The sequence below is a fragment of the Archangium sp. genome (assembly GCF_045802675.1).
In the GTDB taxonomy this organism is placed as follows: domain Bacteria; phylum Myxococcota; class Myxococcia; order Myxococcales; family Myxococcaceae; genus Archangium.
In genome coordinates, this window is record NZ_JBJMQO010000017.1 from 120,529 (window position 1) to 140,861 (window position 20,333).

Consider the following 20,333-nt stretch of genomic DNA (forward strand, 5'->3'; position numbering starts at 1 on the left):
TCACAGCGGCTCCAGGGCCTGGCGGATGTGCGAGAGCACCAGCTTGATTTTCGGAATCTCGGCGAGCGCCTCGGGCACGCTGATGCGCAGCGGGCGCTCACGTCCCACCACGCCGGGCAGCACGGGCACCAGCAGGCCCGAGGGCGTGTCGGGGTCCGCCAGCTCGACGCTGGGCACCAGACCAATCCCCTGCCCCGCGAGGCAGCACGAGCGGATGAAATGGATGTCCGGCGTGACCAGCGCCGGCTCGACCGAGAACGAGGTGCCCCGGAGCGTGGGCCAGGTGCGCGCATCGTCTCCCGGCGCCTCCCAGGCGAAGAGCTCATGGTCTCGCAGCTCCTCGAGCGAGCGTGGGACGCCTCGCCGTTGCAGATACTCCTTGCTGGCGATCAGCCCCTCCTTCACGCGCAGCACCACGTAGGAGAGCCACGGCCCCCGAGGCGGGTCCTCGCCGAAGTGGACCGCCATGTCCACGTCGTCCAGCGGCTCGCCCAGGGGGTCGCCGCTGAAGCGGGCGTGGACGCGCAGCCGCGGATAGGTGCTCCGCAACAGCCCGAAGAGCGGGGTGAGCAGGTGCGGCGGCAGTCCCACGGGCGACACCACCCGGAGCACCCCCGAGGGCGCATGACCCACCTCGCGGATGGAGGCCAGCAGCGCGCTCGTCTCCTGCATCATCAGCCGTCCGCGCTGGGCGAGCACCCCCCCCGCTTCGGTCAGGATGATGCCCTGCGGCGTGCTCTTGAGGAGCGGCACACCGGCACGGGCCTCGAGCGCCTCGACGCGGCGCCTCAACGTCGTGCGCGACACACCCAGGGACTCGGCGGCGGCCAGGAACGAGCCCGTCTCCACGACGTCGATGAAGGCGCGCAACTCTTCCAGATCCATGCTCTTCCCTCGCCGCGCGGGGCCGTGCCCGTGCCCGGAGGAGAGCCTACCCCTCCCGCTGCCCAGGGAGTGGCCACCCCCTGGCCGTCTGCGGCCATCGGCCGGCCGCCACACGGGCTACGAAGGGAGCCGTCATCCACCTCTTGGAGGAACGCAGCATGCGCAAGCCCACGGCCCTCGCCTTCGCCCTCGCCCTGTCCACCCTGCCCGCCCAGGCCAAGGACCCATCCCTCGGAGCGACGACCTACACCGTCTACGAGGCCTGGATGAGCCCCGCCCAGCAGCCCGGAGAGGAGTCGGAGGTCCCCAAGCCGCTGGAGAAGAGCCTGGGGGCCACGGCGCCCTCGACTCCGCGCGAGCAGCGCAAGTCCCGGGGCCATGGGCAGCTGCGCTTCAGCAAGGACCTGACCCGGGCCTACGTGGACGTGGAGATCTCGGGCGTGAACGCCTCCGACATCATCATGTTCCACATCCACTGCGGCCCCCCGGGCGTGCTCGGCCCCATCGTCGTGAACTTCGGCGAGACCGAGAGCCCCGCGAAGCAGCTCGCCAACGGCAAGATGTCCCTGGAGCTCACCAACAACAACATCGTCTACATCAAGGACATGAAGGGGATGAAGTCCGGGCTGCCCGAGAGCTGCCCCGCCGAGCTGGGCTTCCTCCCCACCCAGACCAAGACGCTCGCCGGGCTCGAGTACCTGGCGAAGAAGGGCGTGCTCTACTTCAACCTCCACACCAAGGCGCATACCTACTACGGCGAGATGCGCGGGCAGCTCTACCCCGTCACCCAGCCGTAGCCGGGCGCGTCTCACCCGAGCAGCACGCGGCGGCCCGTGTCCTCGGACGCCATCGCCGCCGAGAGGATGCGCTGCACCGTGGCGGCCTCCTCCACCGAGGCCAGCTCCGCGCCCACCTCGGGCGGCGCCCGGAGCATCGCGAGGAACCGGCGCGCCGTCTCCACGTGGGCCTCGGCCCAGGGCTCGCGTGCGCCGGGCATGGGCTCGAGGCCCGGCGTCAAATCCCGCCACACCTCGGACTCGAAGCACCGCACCGGCGAGATGCACCAGCCCTCGCGCGAGGGGATGAAGCCCGCGGAGAAGCCCGCCTCCCAGTCCACGCCGAGCAGGGACCAGCCTCCGTGCAGCCCCGGCTCCGGACACGCCGAGTGCGTCAGCACGAGCACCGCTCCGGTGGAGAGCCCCACGTGCAATGCCGCCGTGTGCACCGGACGTCCGGACAGCGACGCCTGCACCCACGTGGGCGAGGCCCCCGTCAGCCACAGCACCGCGTCCAGCAGGTGCGAGACGCCGCCAAAGTCCGCCGAGTGGCCCACGTACGCGCCGGGCTCCAGCGCGGCCGTGGGGACGAAGTGGTTGCGCACCGTGACGACGAGGTGGTGCGCCCTGCGCTCGGACAGCCAGGCCCTCAGCGCGCGCAGCGGCGGGAGCATCCGGTAGGGGAAGTTCACCGCGCACGGACGCTTCGCGCTCCGCGTCTTCTCGACGAGCGCTTCGGCGTCCTCACGGGTGAGCGTCAGGGGCTTCTCGCACAGCACCGCGCGCCCCGCGTCCACCGCCGCCTCCACGTGCTCGCGGTGCAGCGCGTCCGGACTCGCCACCACCACCACGTCCACCACCTCGCACAGCTCGCGCACCCGCGTCGTCGCCAGGGGAATGCCCTCCCGCGCGGCGACCTCGCGCGTGGGAGCCAGGTGCTGGCCGCACAACGCCACCACCTCGGCCCCCGCCGCGCGGAAGGCTCCGACGTGCATCAGTCCCCACTTCGTTCCGATGACGCCGACGCGCATGCCCTACCCTCCGCAGCCAATCCGCTGCGTCCCGATGATGATGTCGTCGTACCAGACCTCATCCTGCTCGGCGTGGTAGGTCTCGAAGCCGAAGAAGGCCTTGCCGTACTGCGGAGACCACGTCGACAGGCCCTTGCCCCAATCCGTCGTGTGGAGGCCCGTCACCTCGGTGCCGTCGAACCACACGCGCAGCTCGTGCGCCTTGCCGTCGAAGAACGTCTCCACGCAGTGCCACTGCCCCGCCGGGAGCTGCACGCCCTTGGAAGGCTCGCCCCAGGGGCCGGACATGACCTCGTACTCGGTGCCCGGGTGGATGAGGTTGGCCTCGAGCACGTACTGCTGGAAGCCGATGCGCACGATGCGCTGGCTGTCCGTCGAGCCCGCGCCGAAATAGGTGCTGTGCTCCTTGCCCATCCCGTTCTTCGAGCGCAGGAACACCCGCGCGTAGAACTGGTTGTTCTGCGGCGGGAAGGGCTTCGCCGTGGTGAACACCACGGAGCGGTAGCTGTCCGTGCCCGTGCCAATCACGTGCACCGACTTCGAGCCCGAGTGCGCCTGGGTGTTGTCGATGGCGATGCTGCCCTTCTGATTGAACACCTGCACTTCCCACGACGCCGGGTCGGGCGCTCCGCCCACGGAGGCCTGCTCGAAGTCGTCACAGAGCAGCACGCCCTCCACGCCACACATGCGCGTGCCCGGCCCGGTCCCGGGCAGGTTGGTATCCGGCGCATCCGGGTCGCAACCCATGGACACGCCCAGGGCACAGCAGAGCACCACCCACATTCCACGTTGTCGAAGCACGGTCACCACGCCTTTGGGTCAGAGGGGCCGCCAGCGTAGCGCCTCGCGAGGCCGCGCCACTACTGCGCCTTCCGGGCCGGGACGAACTCCTCTCGCACGGCCCTGGCCAGCAGGTCCGGCGGCAGCAGCCCCTGGCCGATGATGAAGTCGTTGAAGGCGAGCCGGTCGAACTTCGGACCGAGCGCGAGCTCCGTCTCGGCGCGCAGCTCCAGCAGCCGCGTGTAGCCGTAGAAGTAGCTGCCGGCCTGGCCTGGGTGGCGGAAGGTGTATCGGTCCAGCTCCTGCCGGACCATGGCCGGGGAGAGCACCACCTCGTCGGAGAGGATACGGCCGGCCTCCTCGCGTGAAATCCGCCCGAGGTTGAGCATGGGGTCGAGCATGGCCCGCGCCGCGCGCAGCAGCCGGAATTGCAGCGCGATGAACTGGCCGTCGAGCGGCTCGTAGGGAAACATCTCGGCCTCGGCGTAGAGCGCCCAGCCCTCGGCGTTGACGGAGTTGAAGGCGAACTCGCTGCGCGCCAGCGACACGCCGCGCTCCACCATGGCGGAGAACTGGAGCTCGTGGCCGGGGCGCCCCTCGTGCGCGGAGAGTGTCCAGGCCGCGGCGCTGAAGGAGAAATCGTCCAGGCGCTCGCCCTGGCCGTCGGGCTTCGGATTGTCCAGCGGCAGCACGAACTGGCCGGGCTCGCCGGTGTTGTCCACCAGGGGCGGCGGGTCCAGGTGCGGCGCGGGCTGCGCGGCGCTCTCGGCGTCCGAGGCCAGCCGCATCACCATCGGGCGCTTGGGCAGGTCCACCACGCGCTGCTCGGTGATGAGCCGTTCCAGCTGCCCGATGACCTCCCGGTAGTGCGGCTCGATGCGCTCGCGGGCGAGCTGGTCCTTCTTCAGCGCGCGGATGACGTCGCGGTAGCCGGTGGCCTCGAGGCCCCGCTCCTTCGCCACGAGCGGCGCCAGGGCCTGCATCTGCGCGCGAATCTCCAGGAACTCGAATTGAGCGCGGCGCACGAGCTGCTCGGGCGCGATGTCGATGCCGTACTGCTCGAGCCCGAAGGCGTAGAGCTCCGGAGGGAGGCGGAAGTCCTCGCGCGCCCGGGGCAGCACCCCCTCGCGCTCCCAGGCGACGTAGTCCGCCACCTGCTTGTCGAGCGCCTCCAGCGCGGGCCCCGCATCGGCGATTTCGTACTTCGTGAACAGCTCCCGGATGCCCTTCACATACGTGGGCGCGTTGGACATCGCCTGCTCCAGCTCGAGCTTCACCGGACCCAGCAGCTTCGGGTTGGACAGCCGCTCCTCGAAGCGCGCCCGGGCCAGCCCGGTCAGCGGCTTGCGGCCCGGCTCGAGGCCCACGTAGCGCCGCAGCCGGGTGAGCGCCTTGGCGCGGCGCGCTGGGGCCACGTCGTCCTGCAACAGCTCCGCGAAGCCACGGAACATCAGCTTGGGGACGTCCACCCAGGTGAGCAGGTAGCGCTCGTCGAGCGTGGAGCCCTCGATGTCGTCCCGCGCCGCCTTCACCAGGATGCGGAGGTCCTGCCGGATGTTCGCGTCCTTCTCCGCGGCGAGGCGCTTCTCCAGCTCGGCCTGGACCCGGGCCAGCGCGGCCCGGCGGCGCTCGCCCACCCGGGGGCCGAGGTCCACCACCCCCTCATCATGCGTGGCGACACCGGAGGCCGAAGCCTCCTCCGGGTTGAAGCGCGCGGTGGCGTCCAGCAGCACCTGCGCGTGGGCATTGCTGCGCGCCACCCACTCCTGCCCCTCGGCCTTCTGCCCGGCCGAAGCCTCGCTGGCCAGGACGACGAGCAGGACCCCTCCAACGAACCGCCGCGAACACATGGTGCTCCCCTTTCTTCCCATCGCCATTCCCGCTGCGGCCACCCTGACCCGGCGGTACAGTCCGCTCCTCCGTTACCCCAGAAGGAGCCGTCTTGAGAATCGCCGCACTCACCCTCGCGGTCGCCCTTGGCGCGGCCGGTTGCACCCACTCGACCATGCCGAATCCCGAGCCCGCCTCCGTCGCCCAGGCCGAAGCCCGCAAGTCCCTCCCGCCTCCCGAGGGCTCCAAGCTCCTCACCGGGACGCCCGAGTCCTTCACCGCCACCTGCGCCGCCGACCTGGAGCGGGCCCGCGCTCGAATCACCGCCCTCAAGGCCCTCAAGCCCGCCACCGACGGGCAGGCCATCCTCGCCGCCTATGACGAGGCCACCGCCGCCCTCGGCAACGCCCTGAGCCGCTCCAACCTCTCCCACGAGGTGCACCCCAACGCCGCCTTCCGCGACGCCGGCCGCGAGTGCGAGCAGAAGGCCGATGCCCTCAACGTGGAAATCTCCCAGGACCGCGGCGTCTATGACGCCCTGTCCGCCGTGGACCTCTCCAAGGCCGACGCTCCCACGCGCTACTGGATGGAGCGCACGCTGCTCGACTTCCGCCGCGTCGGCGTGGACCGCGACGACGCCACGCGCGCCAGGGTGAAGACGCTCAACGAGGAGATCCTCAAGCTCGGCCAGGCCTTCAACCAGAACATCGCCGAGGACGTGCGCAAGGTGGAGCTCGAACCGAAGGAGCTCGCCGGCCTGCCCGAGGACTTCATCAAGGCCCACGCCCCGGGCGCCAACGGCAAGGTGGTCATCACCAGCAACTACACCGACTACTTCCCCTTCCTGATGTACGCGCGCGATGGCAAGGCGCGCGAGAAGGTGTGGCGCGCCTACCACCAGCGCGCCTACCCGAAGAACCTCGAGGTGCTCAACCAGCTGATCTCCAGGCGCCATGAATTGGCCACGCTGCTGGGCTACCCCACCTGGGCCGCGTACGTCACCGAGACGAAGATGACGCGCACGCAGCAGGTGGCCGCGGAGTTCATCGACAAGGTGGCCGCCACCGCCGAGCCGCGCGCGAAGCAGGAGTACGCGGACCTGCTGGCGCGCAAGCAGAAGGACGACCCGAAGGCCACCGCCGTGGAGCCCTGGGACCAGGACTACTACGAGGACCGGCTCAAGGCCGAGCGGCTCGGGTTCGACTCGCAGTCGCTGCGCCCCTACTTCGAGTACGGCCGGGTGAAGAAGGGCGTGATGGACATCACCTCGCGCATGTGGGGCATCACCTTCGTGCCGGTGAAGGACGCGGCGGTGTGGCACCCGGAGGTGGAGGCCTACGACGTCACGGAGAACGGCTCGCTGCTGGGCCGCATCTACCTGGACATGCACCCGCGTGACGACAAGTACAAGCACGCGGCGCAGTTCGACCTCGTGGCGGGCCAGGCCCACAAGCGCTACCCGGAAGGCACCCTGGTGTGCAACTTCCCCAAGGAAGGCGAGCTGATGACGCAGGACGAGGTGGAGACGTTCTTCCACGAGTTCGGCCATCTGCTGCACCACGTCTTCGCGGGCCGCCAGCAGTGGAAGGGGATTACGGGCATCTCCACCGAGTGGGACTTCGTGGAGACGCCCTCCATGCTGCTGCAGCAGTGGGCCGACACGCCCTCGGTGCTGCAGGAGTTCGCGCGCCACTACCAGACGGGCGAGGTGATTCCCACGCAGCTGGTGGAGAAGCTCCGGGCCTCGAAGGAGTTCGGCAAGGGCCTGTGGACGCGCCGGCAGATGTTCCTGTCCGCCGTGGCGCTGGACTACTACTCGCGCACGCCGGGCTTCGACACCACCGAGGCCCTCGAGAAGCTGCAGGAGAAGTACAGCCCCTTCCGCCACGAGTACCGCGAGGGCACGTACTTCCAGCTCGCCTTCGGGCACCTGGAGGGCTACTCGGCGGCGTACTACACGTACGTCTGGTCGCTCGTCATCGCCAAGGACCTGGAGACCGAGTTCCAGAAGCACGGCTACCTGGATACGGCCACCACGATGAAGTACCGCAAGACGGTGCTCGAGCCCGGTGGCTCCAAGCCCGCCGCCGAGCTGGTGAAGGACTTCCTCGGCCGGCCCTACGGCTTCGAGGCCTACCGCGCCTACCTCGACGCGAAGTAGGCCTTGCCGCACGCATCACCCGGGCGGGAGTGGGAATGTCTGGCGTTGCGGAACGGACAGCCCCTCCCGCCCGTCGTTTGACCGCGCTCTCGCGGCGGGTTCACCCTGTCTGGGAGTTCCGAACACGGGGATTCCCATGACGCGCGGCAACCGGTGCCTCGCGCGCGTCTCGGGCACCTGCCCGGAGACTCCGTGCGCCGAAGGCGAGCGCTGCATGATGGACGGAGGCCGGAGCCGTGGCGCCTTCTGGTGTGCCCGCGTCTGCAATCCCATACAACCCGGCGGCTGCCCCACGGGCCACGTCTGTGGATGGGCGGGCGGTACCTCCAGCGTGTGCTTCCGCCAGTGCGACCCCAAGGACCTCGACTCCTGCGGCAAGGGCTGGATGTGCGCCACGGTGTCCGAGGACCTCTCGCTCTGGGGGTGCAGCCCGTCCGCCCTCGAGCCGTAGCCGCGCCCCATCGCACCGCCGCCGCGCGTCCCGGGCGTCCCTGTCGGAGACGCCCTTTAACATCCTGTCTCCCGCTTCCTACCCATTGGAGCGTGAGGAGGAGAGCCCATGCGCGGCACCTGGAGTGGACTCGGCTTGCTGCTGGTGGTGCCCTGGTTGGCGGGTTGCGTCAGCGGGCCCCAGGTCCGCCTGGACACGGGCCAGGGCGCGCCCCTCGTCTACACGCCCTCGGCCGACCAGCCCCCTCCGGTACAGCTCAGCCAGGAGGAGCTCGTCTCGGGCCTCACCGACCTCGTGCTGCGCAAGCCCCTGTCGCTCGAGCTCCCGCGGCGCGAGGGCCGGGTGCTGCTCGCCTCCTCGCGCGGCGAAGAGGCGCGAGACTCTGTCCAGCGGATGATGGAGCGCCAGTGCGCGCCCTCGGAGCCCGCGGACGGCTGCCTCGTGCTGCCGGAGAACGCGCCGCCACCGCAGACGCTGGCGCGCATGCGGCTGGCGCTCTCCTTCGCCCTGGACACCGTGTGGGAGGGGGCGGCCGTGCCCCTCAGCGAGTACCTCGACCCGCTCGCCTTCAAGGTCATGGTCCTCGCGGCGATGAGCACCTATCTGCTCACGTTGATGATGCCCGAGCCCGTGACGAAGGGGCTGGCCGCGGTGCTCACGGTGTACCTGGTGGCGTACCTGGGCCTGGGGCCGGTGTGGGCCCTGGTGGAGGCCGGGTGGAGGTTGCTGGAGGACTCGCAGCGGGCCACCACCACCGGGGAGCTGAAGGAGGCGGGCCAGCGCTTCGGCCGGGTGCTGGGGGACAATGGCATGCGCGTGCTGCTGTTGCTGGCGACGGCGGCGCTCTCGGGGCAGTCGGGCTTCGTGGGCAGGGGGCCGGGGTTGCCCGGCTTCACACGGGCCGCGCTCGCCTCCCCGGCGCGCACGGGGGTGATGCTGGAGGCGGCGGGGCAGGTGCGCTCCGTGGCGCTGGGCGTCAAGCAACTCACGGTGGTGCTGGCACCCACGGCGGTGGCCGCCACCGCCATGGGGCCCGGAGGCGGCGCTCTGCCCAAGAAGGGCAGCCTCACCGGGCGGCCTACCACGCCCGAACCTAACGACAAGGATGTGAAAAACCTGACGGCGACCCGCCGCGAGAACGAGTCGGCCCGCATCCTTGCCGAGAACGGCTACGATGTAGAACAGAATCCCGTGCCCAGGAGCAATGGCAAGAAGCCTGATTACAAGATCAACGGCGAGTACTACGACTGCATGGCCCCCTCCACGTCGAATGCACGCAATATCGCTTCGCGCCTTGCGGATGACAAGGTAATACCAGGACAAGCCGATAGGATTGTCTTGAACCTTGATGACACCAACGTCACGTTAGATGCGATGGGGAAGCAGCTACGGGACTGGCCCATCCCCGGCATCAAAGAGGTCATCGCCATCAAGGACGGCAAAATCGTCCTGCTCTTTCCTTGAGCGTGCCGGAGTAGAACTTCCAGATAGGAGGCCCGCGTGGGATTTGACTACAGCCTCAAGCTCTCGACGGACATGAACCGAGCACATGCGCTCGGATTGCTCGCCGAACACATTCCAGGACTGCAATGGAGCGACGAAAACGGCTCTCTTTTCGATTCAACCCTCTCAAACATCATCATCGCGGCAAGTGAATTGCATGGGTATTCACAAGCCATGATAGAGGAAGGTTTCGGCTTCACACCCGAACTATCAGTATTGTTCCGATTCCCCTCCAATCGTGATTACGACAGATTCGCGCAGACGATGCTGCGGGGAGTATTGCTGTTGTTAGACCATGGACGGGACGGCGTTCTGCTCTTCAATGGAGAGATCATCGTCTTGCAACGCCTCGGAGGGCAACTCACTCTCAACTCCGACTATCACATCTTCGATGATAAAGATTGGCTGAAGAGTATACTCACCACCTCTTTTGAGAGGCGCCCCTTGCCGTCACCGTTGTTGTAGGGGAAAACCATTCACCCCAGGCAGGGAAGCGCGGCGGCTTTGCAATCACGGGAGGGGTAGCTGGAGCCTGCTGGGGCGGGCCCTGCAGACAGCGGAGGCGCCGCCGGCGGAGCGGGAAGAGGCCTTCCTCCGGGCAGTGGCCCTGCTGCCCGACTCCGCCTCCACCAGGGAGACCTGGCCCGGCACTACCTGCTGCGCGGCCTGCCGGAGAAGGCGCTGGAACCCGCGACACGCGCCTGGCAGCTGGCGCCCTCCAGCGCCTTCAGCCTGGAGCCCTATGCCATGGCCGCCCTGCGGCTCGGCCATTGCGACGATGGACTGCGCACCCTGCGCCATGCCCTGAGCGTGGCGGGCGCGAGGGCCAGCACCCAGCCCGAGGTCCTGCGCGTCCTGGGCGACCGCCTCGCCCGGTACGAACGGACTTGCGAGGAGTTCGGCCGCACTCCTCCCGCGAAGTAGGCGCCCCGGGTGGACCGCTCCGGTGGGAATGGGTTGATGCACCGGAGCGGGCCCCCCCATACTGGCGAGCAACCACGCTCTTCCCAGGGGGCCGGTCCGTGGACACCCGTGAGATGTTGAACCTTCGTATCCGAGCAGCCACCGAGAAGGACCAGCTGCTCGGCATCTTCTTCGACAGCTCGTTCGAGAACCTCGAGCGCATGCTGGGCCCGACGGAAGCGAAGGCCGTGCGTACAGAAGTCCTCGGCTCGCGCAACATCGTCAGCTTCTTCAAATACCCCGTGACCGACCTCCTCAAGCTGGTCGACCTCGGCTTGCAGCGCAACAAGACGGGCGCGCAGGCCTACAGCGAGGCCATCTCGAATTTCGGCCGCGCCGCGGTGAACTACTTCTTCGACTCGCAGGCCGGCAAGATGATGTCCTTCCTGTCCGGCGACGAGCCCCACCGCCTCATGGCGAGCTCCCCCTCCGCCTACAAGGCCGTCACCACCTTCGGCGAGCGCACGTACGAGCGGGCCGGTCCCCGCGCGGGCCGGCTGGTGTGCCAGGGCGAGCTGCTCGGCGCCGCCTGGATGAAGGGCGTGGTGGAGCAGGCCCTCCTCAAGGCCGCCAAGGCCACCGTGCGCGTGCGCCTGGAGGTGAAGAACCCCTCCGGCAGCGACTTCACCGTCCACCTGGAGTGGTGAGACCGTGGAAGCCCCCTTCACCCCGCGCGTCAAGGTCTGCTGCATCTCCAGCGTCGAGGAGGCCCGCGCCGCCATCCGCGCGGGTGCCTCCGCGCTCGGGCTGGTGTCGTCCATGCCCAGCGGTCCCGGCGTCATCTCCGAGGCGCTCATCGCGGAGATAGCGGCCAGCGTCCCGCCCCCCATCGCCACCTTCCTGCTCACCTGCGGCCAGGACGTGGGCACCATCATCGCCCAGCAGCGGCGCTGCCGGACCAACACCGTGCAGCTCTGCGACCGGCTCGCCGCGGGCAGCTACGCGGACCTGCGTGAGGCCATGCCCGGCGTGTCGCTCGTGCAGGTCATCCACGTCTCGGGCGAGGCGTCGCTGGAGGAGTCCCTGAGCGTGGCGCCGCACGTGGATGCGCTGCTGCTCGACTCGGGCAATCAAACCCTGACGGTGAAGGAGCTGGGAGGCACCGGGCGCGTCCACGACTGGAGCATCAGCCGGCGCATCCGCGAGCAGGTGTCCGTGCCCATCTTCCTCGCCGGTGGCCTGAGGCCGGAGAACGTGGGCGAGGCCATCCGGCAGGTGGGGCCGTTCGGGTTGGACCTGTGCAGCGGCGTAAGGAGCGCGGGCAGGCTGGACGAGGAGAAGCTGGGGCGCTTCTTCGCCCGGGTCCGCGTCTGACGCGTCCGGCTCAGACCGCCCTGCTCTCCTCGGTGGGCGTGGGCAGCCCCGGTCCCCGAGGAGCGCGACGCGCCCGCTTCCGCCACACCGCCAGCGAGTAGTCCACCACCGCCGCGAGTGCCGTGAAGCCCACCGCCGCCACCAACGGGCGCACCAGCTTCGGCGCCACCAGCACCGACAGCAGCGCGCCGAGTTGCAACGTCGTCACCACCTTGCCCAGCATCCGCGCCTTGAACATCACCGGACGGAACTGCGGCACGACGCGCGCCACCACGAAGCCCAGCCCCGTGGCCACGTCGCGCACCACCAGGATGCCGAAGTCCGTGGGCGTCAGCTTGCCTTCCACGACGAAGGAAGCCAGCGCCACCATCACGAAGCCCCGGTCCGCGAGGGGGTCGATGAGCGCGCCCCAGTACGACTCCAGGTGCTTGTGACGGGCGATGTACCCGTCCAGGAAGTCCGTCAGGGCCGCGCCCATGACCAGACCCACCCGGGCGGGCGGGTCTTTCGTCGTGACGAAGACAGCCGCGAGCGGCAGGCGTGACAGCGAAAGCGCATTGAGGAGCGCGAGGCTCGTACGGCGGCGCATACCCCCACAAGCTAGGGATGCTTCCCGTCCTTCGCACGCTACGGGACGAGGCCTCGCTCGCCCCTCCGCTCCTCACCGCGGCCCGATGCCCCGCTTTCGCCTGCCCGCCTGGGAACCTGGCGCGCGCGCCGTTGTCCAAGAGGCACCCACAAACGAAATCCACCCAGCCGGGAGGCAGTGCATGAGGCGGAACCCCTTCGCCATGACGGGAGTCGTGTGCGCGCTGGCCGTTGGCAGTTGGACGCTCGGCGGATGCCAGCGCTCCGAGCAGGAAACCCAGGCCGCGAAGCCCGTCGCGCCGGCACCGGCCGTGAAGCAGCTGGAGAAGCCCTCGGCGGCCGAGGGCAAGCTGGGGGGGGGCGAGCCCCTGGCCCAGAAGAGGGCCCAGAAGCAGGAGGCACCGTCCCGTCCCATCACCCAGAACGTCCGGCCCGCCGCGCCCCAACAGGAGCCGTCCCGGAAGGAGCTCGCGCACGCCTTCGGCTCCGGCAGCGGCGGCACCGCCCAGGGACTCGGAGGGCTCGGCCTGCGTGGTGATGGGGGCGGCGGCGGTGGCACGGGAGCGGCCGTGGGCATCGGCAGCGTCGGAACCAAGGGCCGCGGGGGAGGCTCGGTCTCCTATGGCTACGGGTCCGGCTCGGTGAGCCTCGGGGGCAAGGCCGGGGTGAAGCCCCCCAGCGTCAGCATCAGCGTCAGCACTCCCGCCGAGCCGCTCGAGGGCAACACCGAGCAGTACAAGGACAACGGGGTGAACGCCTTCGTCCCCACGGCCGAGGACCGGCTCTCCACCTTCTCCATCGACGTGGACACCGCCTCCTATACGCTCGCGCGGCGCAAGCTGCTCGAGGGCACGCTGCCGCCCCGTGAGTCCGTGCGTGTGGAGGAGTTCCTCAACTACTTCCGCTACGCCTACCCCGAGCCTCCGCCGGGCGCCCCGCTCGCGGTGCACCTGGATGCGGCGCCCTCGCCCTTCACCCCCGGCCGCCACCTGCTGCGCGTGGGCGTGCAGGGCAAGCGCCTGAGCGTCTCCGAGCGCAAGCCCGCGCACCTCACCTTCCTCGTGGACGTCTCCGGCTCCATGCAGTCCCCGGACAAGCTGCCGCTCGCCAAACGCTCCCTGCGCATGCTCGTGGACAACCTGCGCGACGGCGACACGGTGGCGCTCGTCACCTACGCGGGCGGCGTGAGGCTCGTGCTGCCGCCCACCGGCCTGGAGCACAAGGCCGTCATCCACGCCGCCATCGAGGAGCTCACCGCCGGCGGCTCCACCGCCATGGCCTCCGGCATCCAGCTCGCCTACGCGCAGGCCATGAAGACGCTCAAGGGCGACTCGGTGTCGCGCGTCCTCATCCTCTCGGATGGCGATGCCAACGTGGGCCCCTCCTCGCACGAGGAAATCCTCGGGCTCATCCGCGGCTACGTGAAGGAGGGCGTCACCGTCACCACCGTGGGCTTCGGCATGGGCAACTACAAGGACACGCTCATGGAGCAGTTCGCCGACCAGGGCAATGGCAACCACTACTACGTGGACTCGCTCATGGCCGCGCGCCGCATCTTCCAGGAGCAGCTCGGCGGCACCCTCGAGGTCATCGCCCAGGACGTGAAGCTCCAGGTGGAGTTCGACCCCGCCCAGGTGGCCCGCTACCGGCTCGTGGGCTACGAGAACCGCGACATCGCCGACCGCGACTTCCGCAACGACAAGGTGGACGCGGGCGAAATCGGCTCCGGCCACACCGTCACCGCGCTCTACGAATTGGAGCTCAAGCCCGGCGCGGGCGAGGGCCTCGCCACGGTGCGCCTGCGCGCCAAGCGGCCCCGGGGCGAGACGGCCTCCGAGTCCACGTACCGCTTCTCCGCCATGGCGCTCGCCTCCTCCTTCGCCGAGGCCCCGTCGGACCTGCGCTTCGCCACCGCCGTCATGGGGGCCGCGGAGCTCTTCCGCCGCAGCCCACACGCCGAGCACTGGAGCTTCGAGCAGGTGTTGAAGATTGCCCGCGGCGCCACCCCTCCAGGCAATGCCGAGCGCGAGGAGTTCGTCTCGCTGCTCGAGCGCGCCCGTTCACTGGTGGGCCCCGTGGCCATGCGAGCGAGCGACACCGCCGAGGGCCGCCCGGCTCCGGCGCGAGGCCGCTGAGCCCGTCGGGTGGCGCACACCCTCCTGCCCCGAGGGGCGGGAGCAGGCGCCCGCGTGTCTCACGTTGCTTCCGGAGCCGCCCCCCGAGGGCCATGCTTCTTCCCGAAGTGAGCGCGGCGCCTGCCCATCCGCGCCGGGGTTTCGCGGACGAGTCGGGTTTGTCTGGCACTTCAATCCCTGGCATTCCCAGTGCACAACCACCGGCCCGAAAACGGGGGGACGCATGAAGCAAGGTGTGCGTTGGGGTGGCAGGGTTGTCACCGGCCTGGCGGCGCTGGTGCTGCTCACGCGGTGTGGTGGAGACACGGCGACGGGCGAGCTGGCGGAAGGCTCGCACTGCCAGGACACCACGGTGCTGGGGACGCGGATGCTCGCCTGCGGGCCCGCGGCGGACGCCTATGCCGAGGAGGGCCTGCCGCAGACGAACTACGGCGGCTCACGCAAGCTGGTGGCGGACAACCTCGTGCGGCGCGTGGCGTTCCTGCGCTTCGAGGTGCCCCAGCTCCCCGCTCCGGTGCGCCGGGCCACGCTGCGCCTGTACGCGCTGGATGGCAGCACGGACGGGCCCGCGCTGTACCGGGCCTCCACGGAGTGGAGCGAGGACTCGCTCTCGTGGGAGCGGGCCCCGCTGCTCTCGGGTGCGCCGCTGGGGGACGTGGGCGAGGTGCCCAATCACAGCTGGGTGGAGTACGACGTGACGACCGCGGTGACGGGCCCTGGCGCGTATGGCTTCGCCCTCGTCACCGAGTCGCGCAACGGCGTGGACTTCGCCTCGAAGGAGCACGCGCACAAGGACTGGGCGCCCCGGCTCATCCTCACGCTGGAGGGGACGAGCCGGAAGTGAGCGCTGGCCTGGACGCGACACTTGCCCCTCGTCGCCGTTTACAGCCCGGTCCGGGTTCTAGTAGGGGACGCGTCCATGCCCATTCTCGCGCTCGTCCGACACGGTCAGTCCCTGTGGAACCATGAGAACCGCTTCACCGGCTTCGTGGACGTGCCCCTGACGGAGAAGGGCCGCGCCGAGGCCCGGCAGGCCGCCCAGGCCCTCCAGGGCCTCAAGTTCGACGTGGCCTATACCTCCGCCCTCACCCGCGCCCAGGAGACGCTGTCCATCATCCTGAATGCGCTCGGCCAGCCCATCCCCGTCATCCGCGACGCCGCCCTCAACGAGCGCCACTACGGCGACCTCCAGGGCCTCAACAAGGAGGACGCCGCCAAGCGCTGGGGCGACCACCAGGTGAAGCTGTGGCGCCGCTCCTATGACGTGCCGCCCCCCAATGGCGAGTCGCTGGAGATGACGGCCAAGCGCGTGCTGCCCTTCTACGACCGCGCCATCGCGGGAGAGCTGCGCCTGGGCAAGAACGTGCTCGTGGTGGCCCACGGCAACTCCAACCGCTCCCTGGTGATGAAGCTCGACAAGCTCACCGGCGAGCAGGTGGTGGGCGTGGAGCTGGCCACCGGCGTGCCGCTCATCTACGAGCTGTCCACCGAGTGCGAAGTGCTCAACAAGCGCGTCACCGCGCCCTGAGCCTGGAGGGCTCGCGAGGGAGGGGCCGGCTGTTCGAAAGGCATGGCCCCTTCCCCCGCCAGGACGTTGTGGGTCGCTCCGCGCGCCCGGGCGTGATAGCCCCTGAGGTGTGAGCAACTCCTTCAAGTCCCTCGGCCTTTCGGAAGAAACCCTCGGTGCGGTGCGGCGTGCCCGCTTCGCCTCGCCCACCCCCATCCAGGCCCAGGCCATTCCTCCGGCGCTCGCCGGGCGGGATGTCATCGGCTGCGCCATCACCGGCACCGGAAAGACGGCCGCCTACCTGCTGCCCCTCGTCGAGCGCCTGGCCGGTCAACCCTGCCCCGCCGGCCTGGTGCTCGCCCCCACGCGCGAGCTGGTGCAGCAGATTGCCCAGGAAGCCGCCTTCTTCGGCGAGCCGCGCGGCATCACCCAGGCGGTCGTCATTGGTGGCACGGACATGAGCGCGCAGGTGGAGGCGCTCCGGCAGCGGCCCTCGCTGGTGCTCGCCACCCCGGGCCGGCTCGCGGACCTGCTGAAGGCGGGCGCGGTGAACCTCTCGGCGGTGCGCATGCTCGTGCTGGACGAGGCGGACCGCATGCTGGAGATGGGCTTCGTGCCCGAGCTGCAGCAGATCCTCGCCGCCCTGCCCCGCGAGCGGCAGACGCTGCTGTTCTCCGCGACGCTCGGCCACAACGTCACGCGCTTCGCCCAGGAGGTGCTGCGCCGGCCCGTCCTTGTGGAGGTGACGCCGAGTGGCACTCCCGCCGCGCGCGCCGTGCAGCGGGCGTACGAGGTCGCCTCGATGGAGAAGTACCCGCTGCTGCTCACCCTGCTCGGGAAGGATCAGCTCAGCACGCTCGTCTTCACGCGCACGCGCGAGCGCGCCGAGAAGGTGCAGGAGGTGCTCAAGGGCGCGGGCTACAAGACGGCGCTCATCCACTCGGACCGCACGCAGGGGCAGCGCCGGCAGGCGCTCGAGGGCTTCCGGCGGGGGCAGTACCGCTGCCTGGTGGCCACGGACATCGCCTCGCGCGGACTGGACGTGGAGGATGTGGGGCACGTCATCAACTTCGACCTGCCGCACTCGCCGGAGGACTACGTGCACCGCATTGGCCGCACGGCGCGGGCCGGAGCGAGTGGGCGCGCCTCGACGTTCATCACGGAGCGGGACGAGGAGACGGTGCGCGCCATCGAGCGCATCACCCGTCAGGAGCTGCCGCGCGCCGAGGTGCCGCGGGAGGACCCCGTCTTCGAGGAGGAGCTGGAGACGTTCCAGGGCGGCGAGGATGAAGCGCTGCTGAGGGAGCTCGAGGACAAGCCACGGGCCCGCGCACCGGAGAAGGCCCGCCCCGCCCGCGCACCGGAGAAGACCCGCTCCGCCCGCGCACCGGAGAAGACCCGCTCCGCCCGCGCACCGGAGAAGGCCCGCTCCGCCCGCGCGAGCGGAGGCAGGAGCGAGGGCCCGGAGCGCCGTAGCCGGGATGACAGCCGCCGGGAGGCCCCGCGCCGGAGCGGAGGCAGGAGCGAGGGCCCGGAGCGCCGTAGCCGGGATGACAGCCGCCGGGAGGCCCCGCGCCGGAGCGGAGGAGGCGCGCGAGGTACGGCGCCTCGCCGCGAGCGAGGGGAGGCGCCGCGAGTGGAGGGCGCGTTCGGACGGGACGCCCGTCGAGGGAAGCCCGCGCGCCGGGGTGAAGGCGAGCGTGGCCGGGACTCGGCCCGTGGAGCGAAGGGCGGGAGGAGCGGCGGCCCGGGGAGGAGCGGCCCGCGAGGCCCGGAGCGAACGGGCGGCAAGGGACGCAAGAGTGGTCCTCCGCGCGGAGCGGGTCCCTCGTCGCGAGGCCGCGGGGGTGGAGGACGGCGGGGCCGGTAGGCGAGGGACTTCGAGCCCCGTTACTTCTTGCAGATCTTGACGGGGTAATTGGGGCTCAGCAGCGCGCAGCTCGGAGCCGTGGTGGGGCACTCCACGCTCGTGGTGCAGAGCGCCACGCAGACCCTGTCGTCCGGGTGGCAGATCTCCGACTCGAGACAGTCCCTGTCCACCGAGCACGACAGGTCATGTGGGCCCCCGCAGGCCACCAGCATCAGGCCCATCGCACCCAGCGCGATGGGCCGCCACGTCATCTTTCGAAGCTGCATTCCCGACTTCCTCCTGTGAGCGCCTATGGCTCCTCGGGTTCCGGCTCGTACGCCCTGGCCATGGACAGGGGGTAGAGGGCCCGGTGGCCGATGTTGGGGTGATACACCGCGAGGTAGGGCTCACCTGAGATCGACACCCACGTCCATCTGGCGGGCTCGGGTTGCGCCCTCAACCAGGTCTCCGCTTCCTCGCGGCTGGCGAACGACTCGGTGGCGGCGAAAGGCTCCTCGTGCGCGAGCTCGCCGAGGTAGTACTCGAGATCCCGGTTGCGATGCAGGCGGCGGAAGTTCGTTTCGCGGTCGTAGAACACGTCGTGATAGTCGTTCGCGATCAGCACATTGGCCGAAGTGGGCGGATTGGGATGATTCCCGAGCCAGGCTTCCGCCGCATCCCTCGTATCGAATGAGGCAATCGCATACGGAGGTGCGTTGGCCTCGAGGTGCTCGAGGTACTCACCGAAAGCCCGATGCTGACCGGTCGATGCGATGAAGCGGAGCGTGTCGAGAACCACCTGGATCAGCTCTTTCTCTTTCGCGGAGTCGGCCTCCTCATCGCGGGCCTTGGTGAAGAAATCCGCCGTTCTCCGCAAGCGCTCCTCGAGAGGATCTTGAGACGGTTCGAGGGTGCCGGGTATGCGGGGCGGAGCGGAAGACCCGAGACTCTTGCAGAAGTCCTCGAAGCGATATCGCTGGCCTGTAGCGGAAACAAAGCGGAGGGCGTCTCGCGCCAGTTCCAGAATCCGCGCCTGTTCAGGTGACTGGTCCGCGTTCCACCGCATCCCAATCACTTCTTGTGGGTGCCAAAGGGGGGTGTCGTTCGTCATGGCTGCGGGAGAAGAAGAGAACTTCCCTGAAGTGCGATGAAGCGGCCTACCGCACCAACTCGATGCGGTACTTGCGCCCCTTGATGCGGCCATCGCTCAGCCGCTGGAGCGCCACGCGCACGACGTGCTTCGCGACCGCGACGTAGGCGATCCGGTCCTGGATCTCGATCTTCCCCACCTCGGTAGCGCTCAGCCCGCCGGCCTCTCCCGTCAACGCCCCGAGGATGTCTCCCGGCCTCATCTTGTCCTTGCGCCCGGCCGAGATGGAGAGCGTCGCCCACTCCGACTCCAGCGCCACCTTGCCCGCCGCGCCCACCGGGGGAAGCGTCTCCACCCTCGGGCGCTCCAGCTTCACCCCGGTGGCCTCCTCGAGGCCCTCCACCTTGCGCTCGTCGCTCGGCGTCACGAGCGCGATGGCCAGCCCCCGTCTCCCCGCGCGCCCCGTGCGGCCAATACGGTGCACGTACTGCTCGGGCTGCGAGGGCACGTCGTAGTTGATGACGGCATCCAGGGCCTCGACGTCGATGCCCCGGCCCGCCACGTCCGTCGCGATGAGCACCCGCGTGCTGCGATTGCGGAACCTCGCCATCACCTGGTCGCGCTCGAACTGCTCCAGGTCTCCCTGAAGCCCGTCCGCGCCCACCCCGGCCCCACGCAGTGCCCGTGTCAGCTCGGCGACCGTCGCCTTGAGGTTGCAGAACACGATGGCCGAGCCCGGCTGGTACTGCCGCAGAATCCGCAACAGCAGCGCCGTCTTCTCCTCGGGCGCGCACGTGTAGCCGAGTTGCTGGATGTCCGGAGCCGCCTCGGACTCCACCACCGTCACGCGCGCGGGGTTCTTCTGGAAGCTGCGGCTCAGCGCCGCGATGTCCGGGGGGAACGTCGCCGAGAAGAGCACCGTCTGCCGCATCGCGGGTGTTTCTCCGAGGATGCGCTCCATGTCCTCGCGGAAGCCCATGTCGAGCATGCGGTCCGCCTCATCGAGCACCACGGTGGCGAGGTGACGCGTATCCAGGGCCTCCCTCTCGAGCAGGTCCAGGATGCGGCCGGGAGTCCCCACGGCCACGTGGGCGCCCTTCTCCAGCGCGTTCACCTGGGGCCGCACCGGCTGGCCTCCCGCGAGCACCAGCACCTGGAGCCCGGGCAATCTCCGCCCGAGCCGGCGAATCTCCCCGGCCACCTGGGCACACAGCTCGCGCGTCGGGCAGAGCACGAGCGCCTGGAGTTGCCTCCGCGGGAGCTGAACCTTCTGCAGGATGGGGAGCGCGAAGGCCGCGGTCTTCCCGCTCCCCGTCCGCGCCTGGCCGACGAGGTCCTTGCCCTGCAACAGCACGGGGATGCTCTGCGCCTGGATGGGGGTGGCGGTCTGGAAGTCCAGCTCCGCGAGCACCTGCAGCAGCGGCGGTGAAAGGGCGAGTGCGGAAAAGTCCATCAGATCCTCGAGGGGGT

The 20,333-nt window shown here is 69.7% G+C and carries 20 protein-coding genes; 12 read left to right on the top strand and 8 right to left on the bottom strand.

Annotation, left to right across the window (positions count from 1 at the left end; genetic code table 11):
* On the bottom strand, positions 1 to 885 hold the full coding sequence (locus tag ACJ8AN_RS04020; RefSeq protein WP_407753874.1) for a LysR family transcriptional regulator: 885 nt from the start codon (positions 883 to 885) through the stop codon (positions 1 to 3).
* A gap of 158 nt (positions 886 to 1,043) precedes the next feature.
* On the opposite strand from ACJ8AN_RS04020, the gene ACJ8AN_RS04025 reads away from it, so the two are divergent.
* Positions 1,044 to 1,682 carry a CHRD domain-containing protein gene (locus ACJ8AN_RS04025; RefSeq protein WP_407753875.1) on the top strand — a complete coding sequence of 213 codons (639 nt, stop codon included), beginning with the start codon at positions 1,044 to 1,046 and terminating at the stop codon, positions 1,680 to 1,682.
* 11 nt (positions 1,683 to 1,693) lie between these two features.
* On the opposite strand, the gene ACJ8AN_RS04030 is transcribed toward ACJ8AN_RS04025, so the two are convergent.
* Genes ACJ8AN_RS04030 through ACJ8AN_RS04040 form a run of 3 tightly spaced genes read right to left on the bottom strand, consistent with a single transcriptional unit; the run spans position 1,694 to position 5,322 of the window.
* Positions 1,694 to 2,692: a Gfo/Idh/MocA family protein gene (locus tag ACJ8AN_RS04030; RefSeq protein ID WP_407753876.1), complete on the bottom strand. Its 999-nt coding sequence runs from the start codon at positions 2,690 to 2,692 to the stop codon at positions 1,694 to 1,696.
* 3 nt (positions 2,693 to 2,695) lie between these two features.
* Complete coding sequence (locus tag ACJ8AN_RS04035) at positions 2,696 to 3,493, bottom strand: hypothetical protein (protein WP_407753877.1); 798 nt, start codon at positions 3,491 to 3,493, stop codon at positions 2,696 to 2,698.
* Positions 3,494 to 3,552: 59 nt separating this feature from the next.
* On the bottom strand, positions 3,553 to 5,322 hold the full coding sequence (locus ACJ8AN_RS04040) for a DUF885 domain-containing protein (protein ID WP_407753878.1): 1,770 nt from the start codon (positions 5,320 to 5,322) through the stop codon (positions 3,553 to 3,555).
* A 155-nt stretch (positions 5,323 to 5,477) separates the two neighbouring features.
* On the opposite strand from ACJ8AN_RS04040, the gene ACJ8AN_RS04045 reads away from it, so the two are divergent.
* From ACJ8AN_RS04045 to ACJ8AN_RS04075, 7 genes are all read left to right on the top strand, one after another.
* A complete protein-coding gene (locus tag ACJ8AN_RS04045) occupies positions 5,478 to 7,463 on the top strand; it encodes a M3 family metallopeptidase (protein WP_407753907.1) in 1,986 nt (661 codons plus the stop codon).
* Positions 7,464 to 7,599: 136 nt separating this feature from the next.
* Positions 7,600 to 7,914 (top strand): hypothetical protein, encoded by a 315-nt coding sequence (locus tag ACJ8AN_RS04050; protein ID WP_407753879.1) that lies wholly within the window; start codon positions 7,600 to 7,602, stop codon positions 7,912 to 7,914.
* Positions 7,915 to 8,022: 108 nt separating this feature from the next.
* A complete protein-coding gene (locus ACJ8AN_RS04055; protein WP_407753880.1) occupies positions 8,023 to 9,378 on the top strand; it encodes a hypothetical protein in 1,356 nt (451 codons plus the stop codon).
* A 36-nt stretch (positions 9,379 to 9,414) separates the two neighbouring features.
* The gene (locus ACJ8AN_RS04060) at positions 9,415 to 9,882 is read left to right on the top strand and encodes a SitI3 family protein (protein WP_407753881.1); all 468 of its coding nucleotides are present in this window, start codon (positions 9,415 to 9,417) and stop codon (positions 9,880 to 9,882) included.
* 282 nt (positions 9,883 to 10,164) lie between these two features.
* Entirely contained in the window at positions 10,165 to 10,341 is a 177-nt protein-coding gene (locus tag ACJ8AN_RS04065) for a hypothetical protein (RefSeq protein ID WP_407753882.1), read from the top strand.
* A gap of 113 nt (positions 10,342 to 10,454) precedes the next feature.
* The gene (locus ACJ8AN_RS04070) at positions 10,455 to 11,027 is read left to right on the top strand and encodes a DUF2378 family protein (RefSeq protein ID WP_407753883.1); all 573 of its coding nucleotides are present in this window, start codon (positions 10,455 to 10,457) and stop codon (positions 11,025 to 11,027) included.
* A 4-nt stretch (positions 11,028 to 11,031) separates the two neighbouring features.
* Complete coding sequence (locus tag ACJ8AN_RS04075; protein ID WP_407753884.1) at positions 11,032 to 11,694, top strand: phosphoribosylanthranilate isomerase; 663 nt, start codon at positions 11,032 to 11,034, stop codon at positions 11,692 to 11,694.
* 10 nt (positions 11,695 to 11,704) lie between these two features.
* On the opposite strand, the gene ACJ8AN_RS04080 is transcribed toward ACJ8AN_RS04075, so the two are convergent.
* Positions 11,705 to 12,283 (bottom strand): CDP-alcohol phosphatidyltransferase family protein, encoded by a 579-nt coding sequence (locus ACJ8AN_RS04080; RefSeq protein ID WP_407753885.1) that lies wholly within the window; start codon positions 12,281 to 12,283, stop codon positions 11,705 to 11,707.
* A gap of 181 nt (positions 12,284 to 12,464) precedes the next feature.
* Between ACJ8AN_RS04080 and ACJ8AN_RS04085 the strand changes: the two genes are divergently transcribed.
* From ACJ8AN_RS04085 to ACJ8AN_RS04100, 4 genes are all read left to right on the top strand, one after another.
* Positions 12,465 to 14,417, top strand: coding sequence for a vWA domain-containing protein (locus ACJ8AN_RS04085; protein ID WP_407753886.1), 1,953 nt, complete (start codon positions 12,465 to 12,467; stop codon positions 14,415 to 14,417).
* A gap of 223 nt (positions 14,418 to 14,640) precedes the next feature.
* Positions 14,641 to 15,261, top strand: coding sequence for a DNRLRE domain-containing protein (locus ACJ8AN_RS04090; protein WP_407753887.1), 621 nt, complete (start codon positions 14,641 to 14,643; stop codon positions 15,259 to 15,261).
* Between the two features lie 75 nt (positions 15,262 to 15,336).
* On the top strand, positions 15,337 to 15,945 hold the full coding sequence (locus ACJ8AN_RS04095) for a 2,3-bisphosphoglycerate-dependent phosphoglycerate mutase (protein WP_407753888.1): 609 nt from the start codon (positions 15,337 to 15,339) through the stop codon (positions 15,943 to 15,945).
* 109 nt (positions 15,946 to 16,054) lie between these two features.
* Positions 16,055 to 17,794, top strand: coding sequence for a DEAD/DEAH box helicase (locus tag ACJ8AN_RS04100; RefSeq protein WP_407753889.1), 1,740 nt, complete (start codon positions 16,055 to 16,057; stop codon positions 17,792 to 17,794).
* Positions 17,795 to 17,814: 20 nt separating this feature from the next.
* On the opposite strand, the gene ACJ8AN_RS04105 is transcribed toward ACJ8AN_RS04100, so the two are convergent.
* From ACJ8AN_RS04105 to dbpA, 3 genes are read right to left on the bottom strand one after another with little or no spacing between them, the layout of a single operon-like run.
* Complete coding sequence (locus ACJ8AN_RS04105; RefSeq protein ID WP_407753890.1) at positions 17,815 to 18,060, bottom strand: hypothetical protein; 246 nt, start codon at positions 18,058 to 18,060, stop codon at positions 17,815 to 17,817.
* Between the two features lie 23 nt (positions 18,061 to 18,083).
* Positions 18,084 to 18,884: a hypothetical protein gene (locus ACJ8AN_RS04110; RefSeq protein ID WP_407753891.1), complete on the bottom strand. Its 801-nt coding sequence runs from the start codon at positions 18,882 to 18,884 to the stop codon at positions 18,084 to 18,086.
* A 46-nt stretch (positions 18,885 to 18,930) separates the two neighbouring features.
* Positions 18,931 to 20,316, bottom strand: coding sequence for an ATP-dependent RNA helicase DbpA (gene dbpA / locus ACJ8AN_RS04115; protein WP_407753892.1), 1,386 nt, complete (start codon positions 20,314 to 20,316; stop codon positions 18,931 to 18,933).
* Between the last annotated feature and the right edge of the window lie 17 nt (positions 20,317 to 20,333).

What these genes read in the sequence shown, in the direction of transcription:
- ACJ8AN_RS04020 (WP_407753874.1), bottom strand. Translation starts at nt 885, where the DNA reads ATGGATCTGGAAGAGTTGCGCGCCTTCATCGACGTCGTGGAGACGGGC.
- ACJ8AN_RS04025 (WP_407753875.1), top strand. Translation starts at nt 1,044, where the DNA reads ATGCGCAAGCCCACGGCCCTCGCCTTCGCCCTCGCCCTGTCCACCCTG.
- ACJ8AN_RS04030 (WP_407753876.1), bottom strand. Translation starts at nt 2,692, where the DNA reads ATGCGCGTCGGCGTCATCGGAACGAAGTGGGGACTGATGCACGTCGGA.
- ACJ8AN_RS04040 (WP_407753878.1), bottom strand. Translation starts at nt 5,322, where the DNA reads ATGTGTTCGCGGCGGTTCGTTGGAGGGGTCCTGCTCGTCGTCCTGGCC.
- ACJ8AN_RS04045 (WP_407753907.1), top strand. Translation starts at nt 5,478, where the DNA reads ATGCCGAATCCCGAGCCCGCCTCCGTCGCCCAGGCCGAAGCCCGCAAG.
- ACJ8AN_RS04050 (WP_407753879.1), top strand. Translation starts at nt 7,600, where the DNA reads ATGACGCGCGGCAACCGGTGCCTCGCGCGCGTCTCGGGCACCTGCCCG.
- ACJ8AN_RS04055 (WP_407753880.1), top strand. Translation starts at nt 8,023, where the DNA reads ATGCGCGGCACCTGGAGTGGACTCGGCTTGCTGCTGGTGGTGCCCTGG.
- ACJ8AN_RS04065 (WP_407753882.1), top strand. Translation starts at nt 10,165, where the DNA reads ATGGCCGCCCTGCGGCTCGGCCATTGCGACGATGGACTGCGCACCCTG.
- ACJ8AN_RS04070 (WP_407753883.1), top strand. Translation starts at nt 10,455, where the DNA reads ATGTTGAACCTTCGTATCCGAGCAGCCACCGAGAAGGACCAGCTGCTC.
- ACJ8AN_RS04080 (WP_407753885.1), bottom strand. Translation starts at nt 12,283, where the DNA reads ATGCGCCGCCGTACGAGCCTCGCGCTCCTCAATGCGCTTTCGCTGTCA.
- ACJ8AN_RS04085 (WP_407753886.1), top strand. Translation starts at nt 12,465, where the DNA reads ATGAGGCGGAACCCCTTCGCCATGACGGGAGTCGTGTGCGCGCTGGCC.
- ACJ8AN_RS04090 (WP_407753887.1), top strand. Translation starts at nt 14,641, where the DNA reads ATGAAGCAAGGTGTGCGTTGGGGTGGCAGGGTTGTCACCGGCCTGGCG.
- ACJ8AN_RS04095 (WP_407753888.1), top strand. Translation starts at nt 15,337, where the DNA reads ATGCCCATTCTCGCGCTCGTCCGACACGGTCAGTCCCTGTGGAACCAT.
- ACJ8AN_RS04105 (WP_407753890.1), bottom strand. Translation starts at nt 18,060, where the DNA reads ATGCAGCTTCGAAAGATGACGTGGCGGCCCATCGCGCTGGGTGCGATG.
- ACJ8AN_RS04110 (WP_407753891.1), bottom strand. Translation starts at nt 18,884, where the DNA reads ATGACGAACGACACCCCCCTTTGGCACCCACAAGAAGTGATTGGGATG.
- dbpA (WP_407753892.1), bottom strand. Translation starts at nt 20,316, where the DNA reads ATGGACTTTTCCGCACTCGCCCTTTCACCGCCGCTGCTGCAGGTGCTC.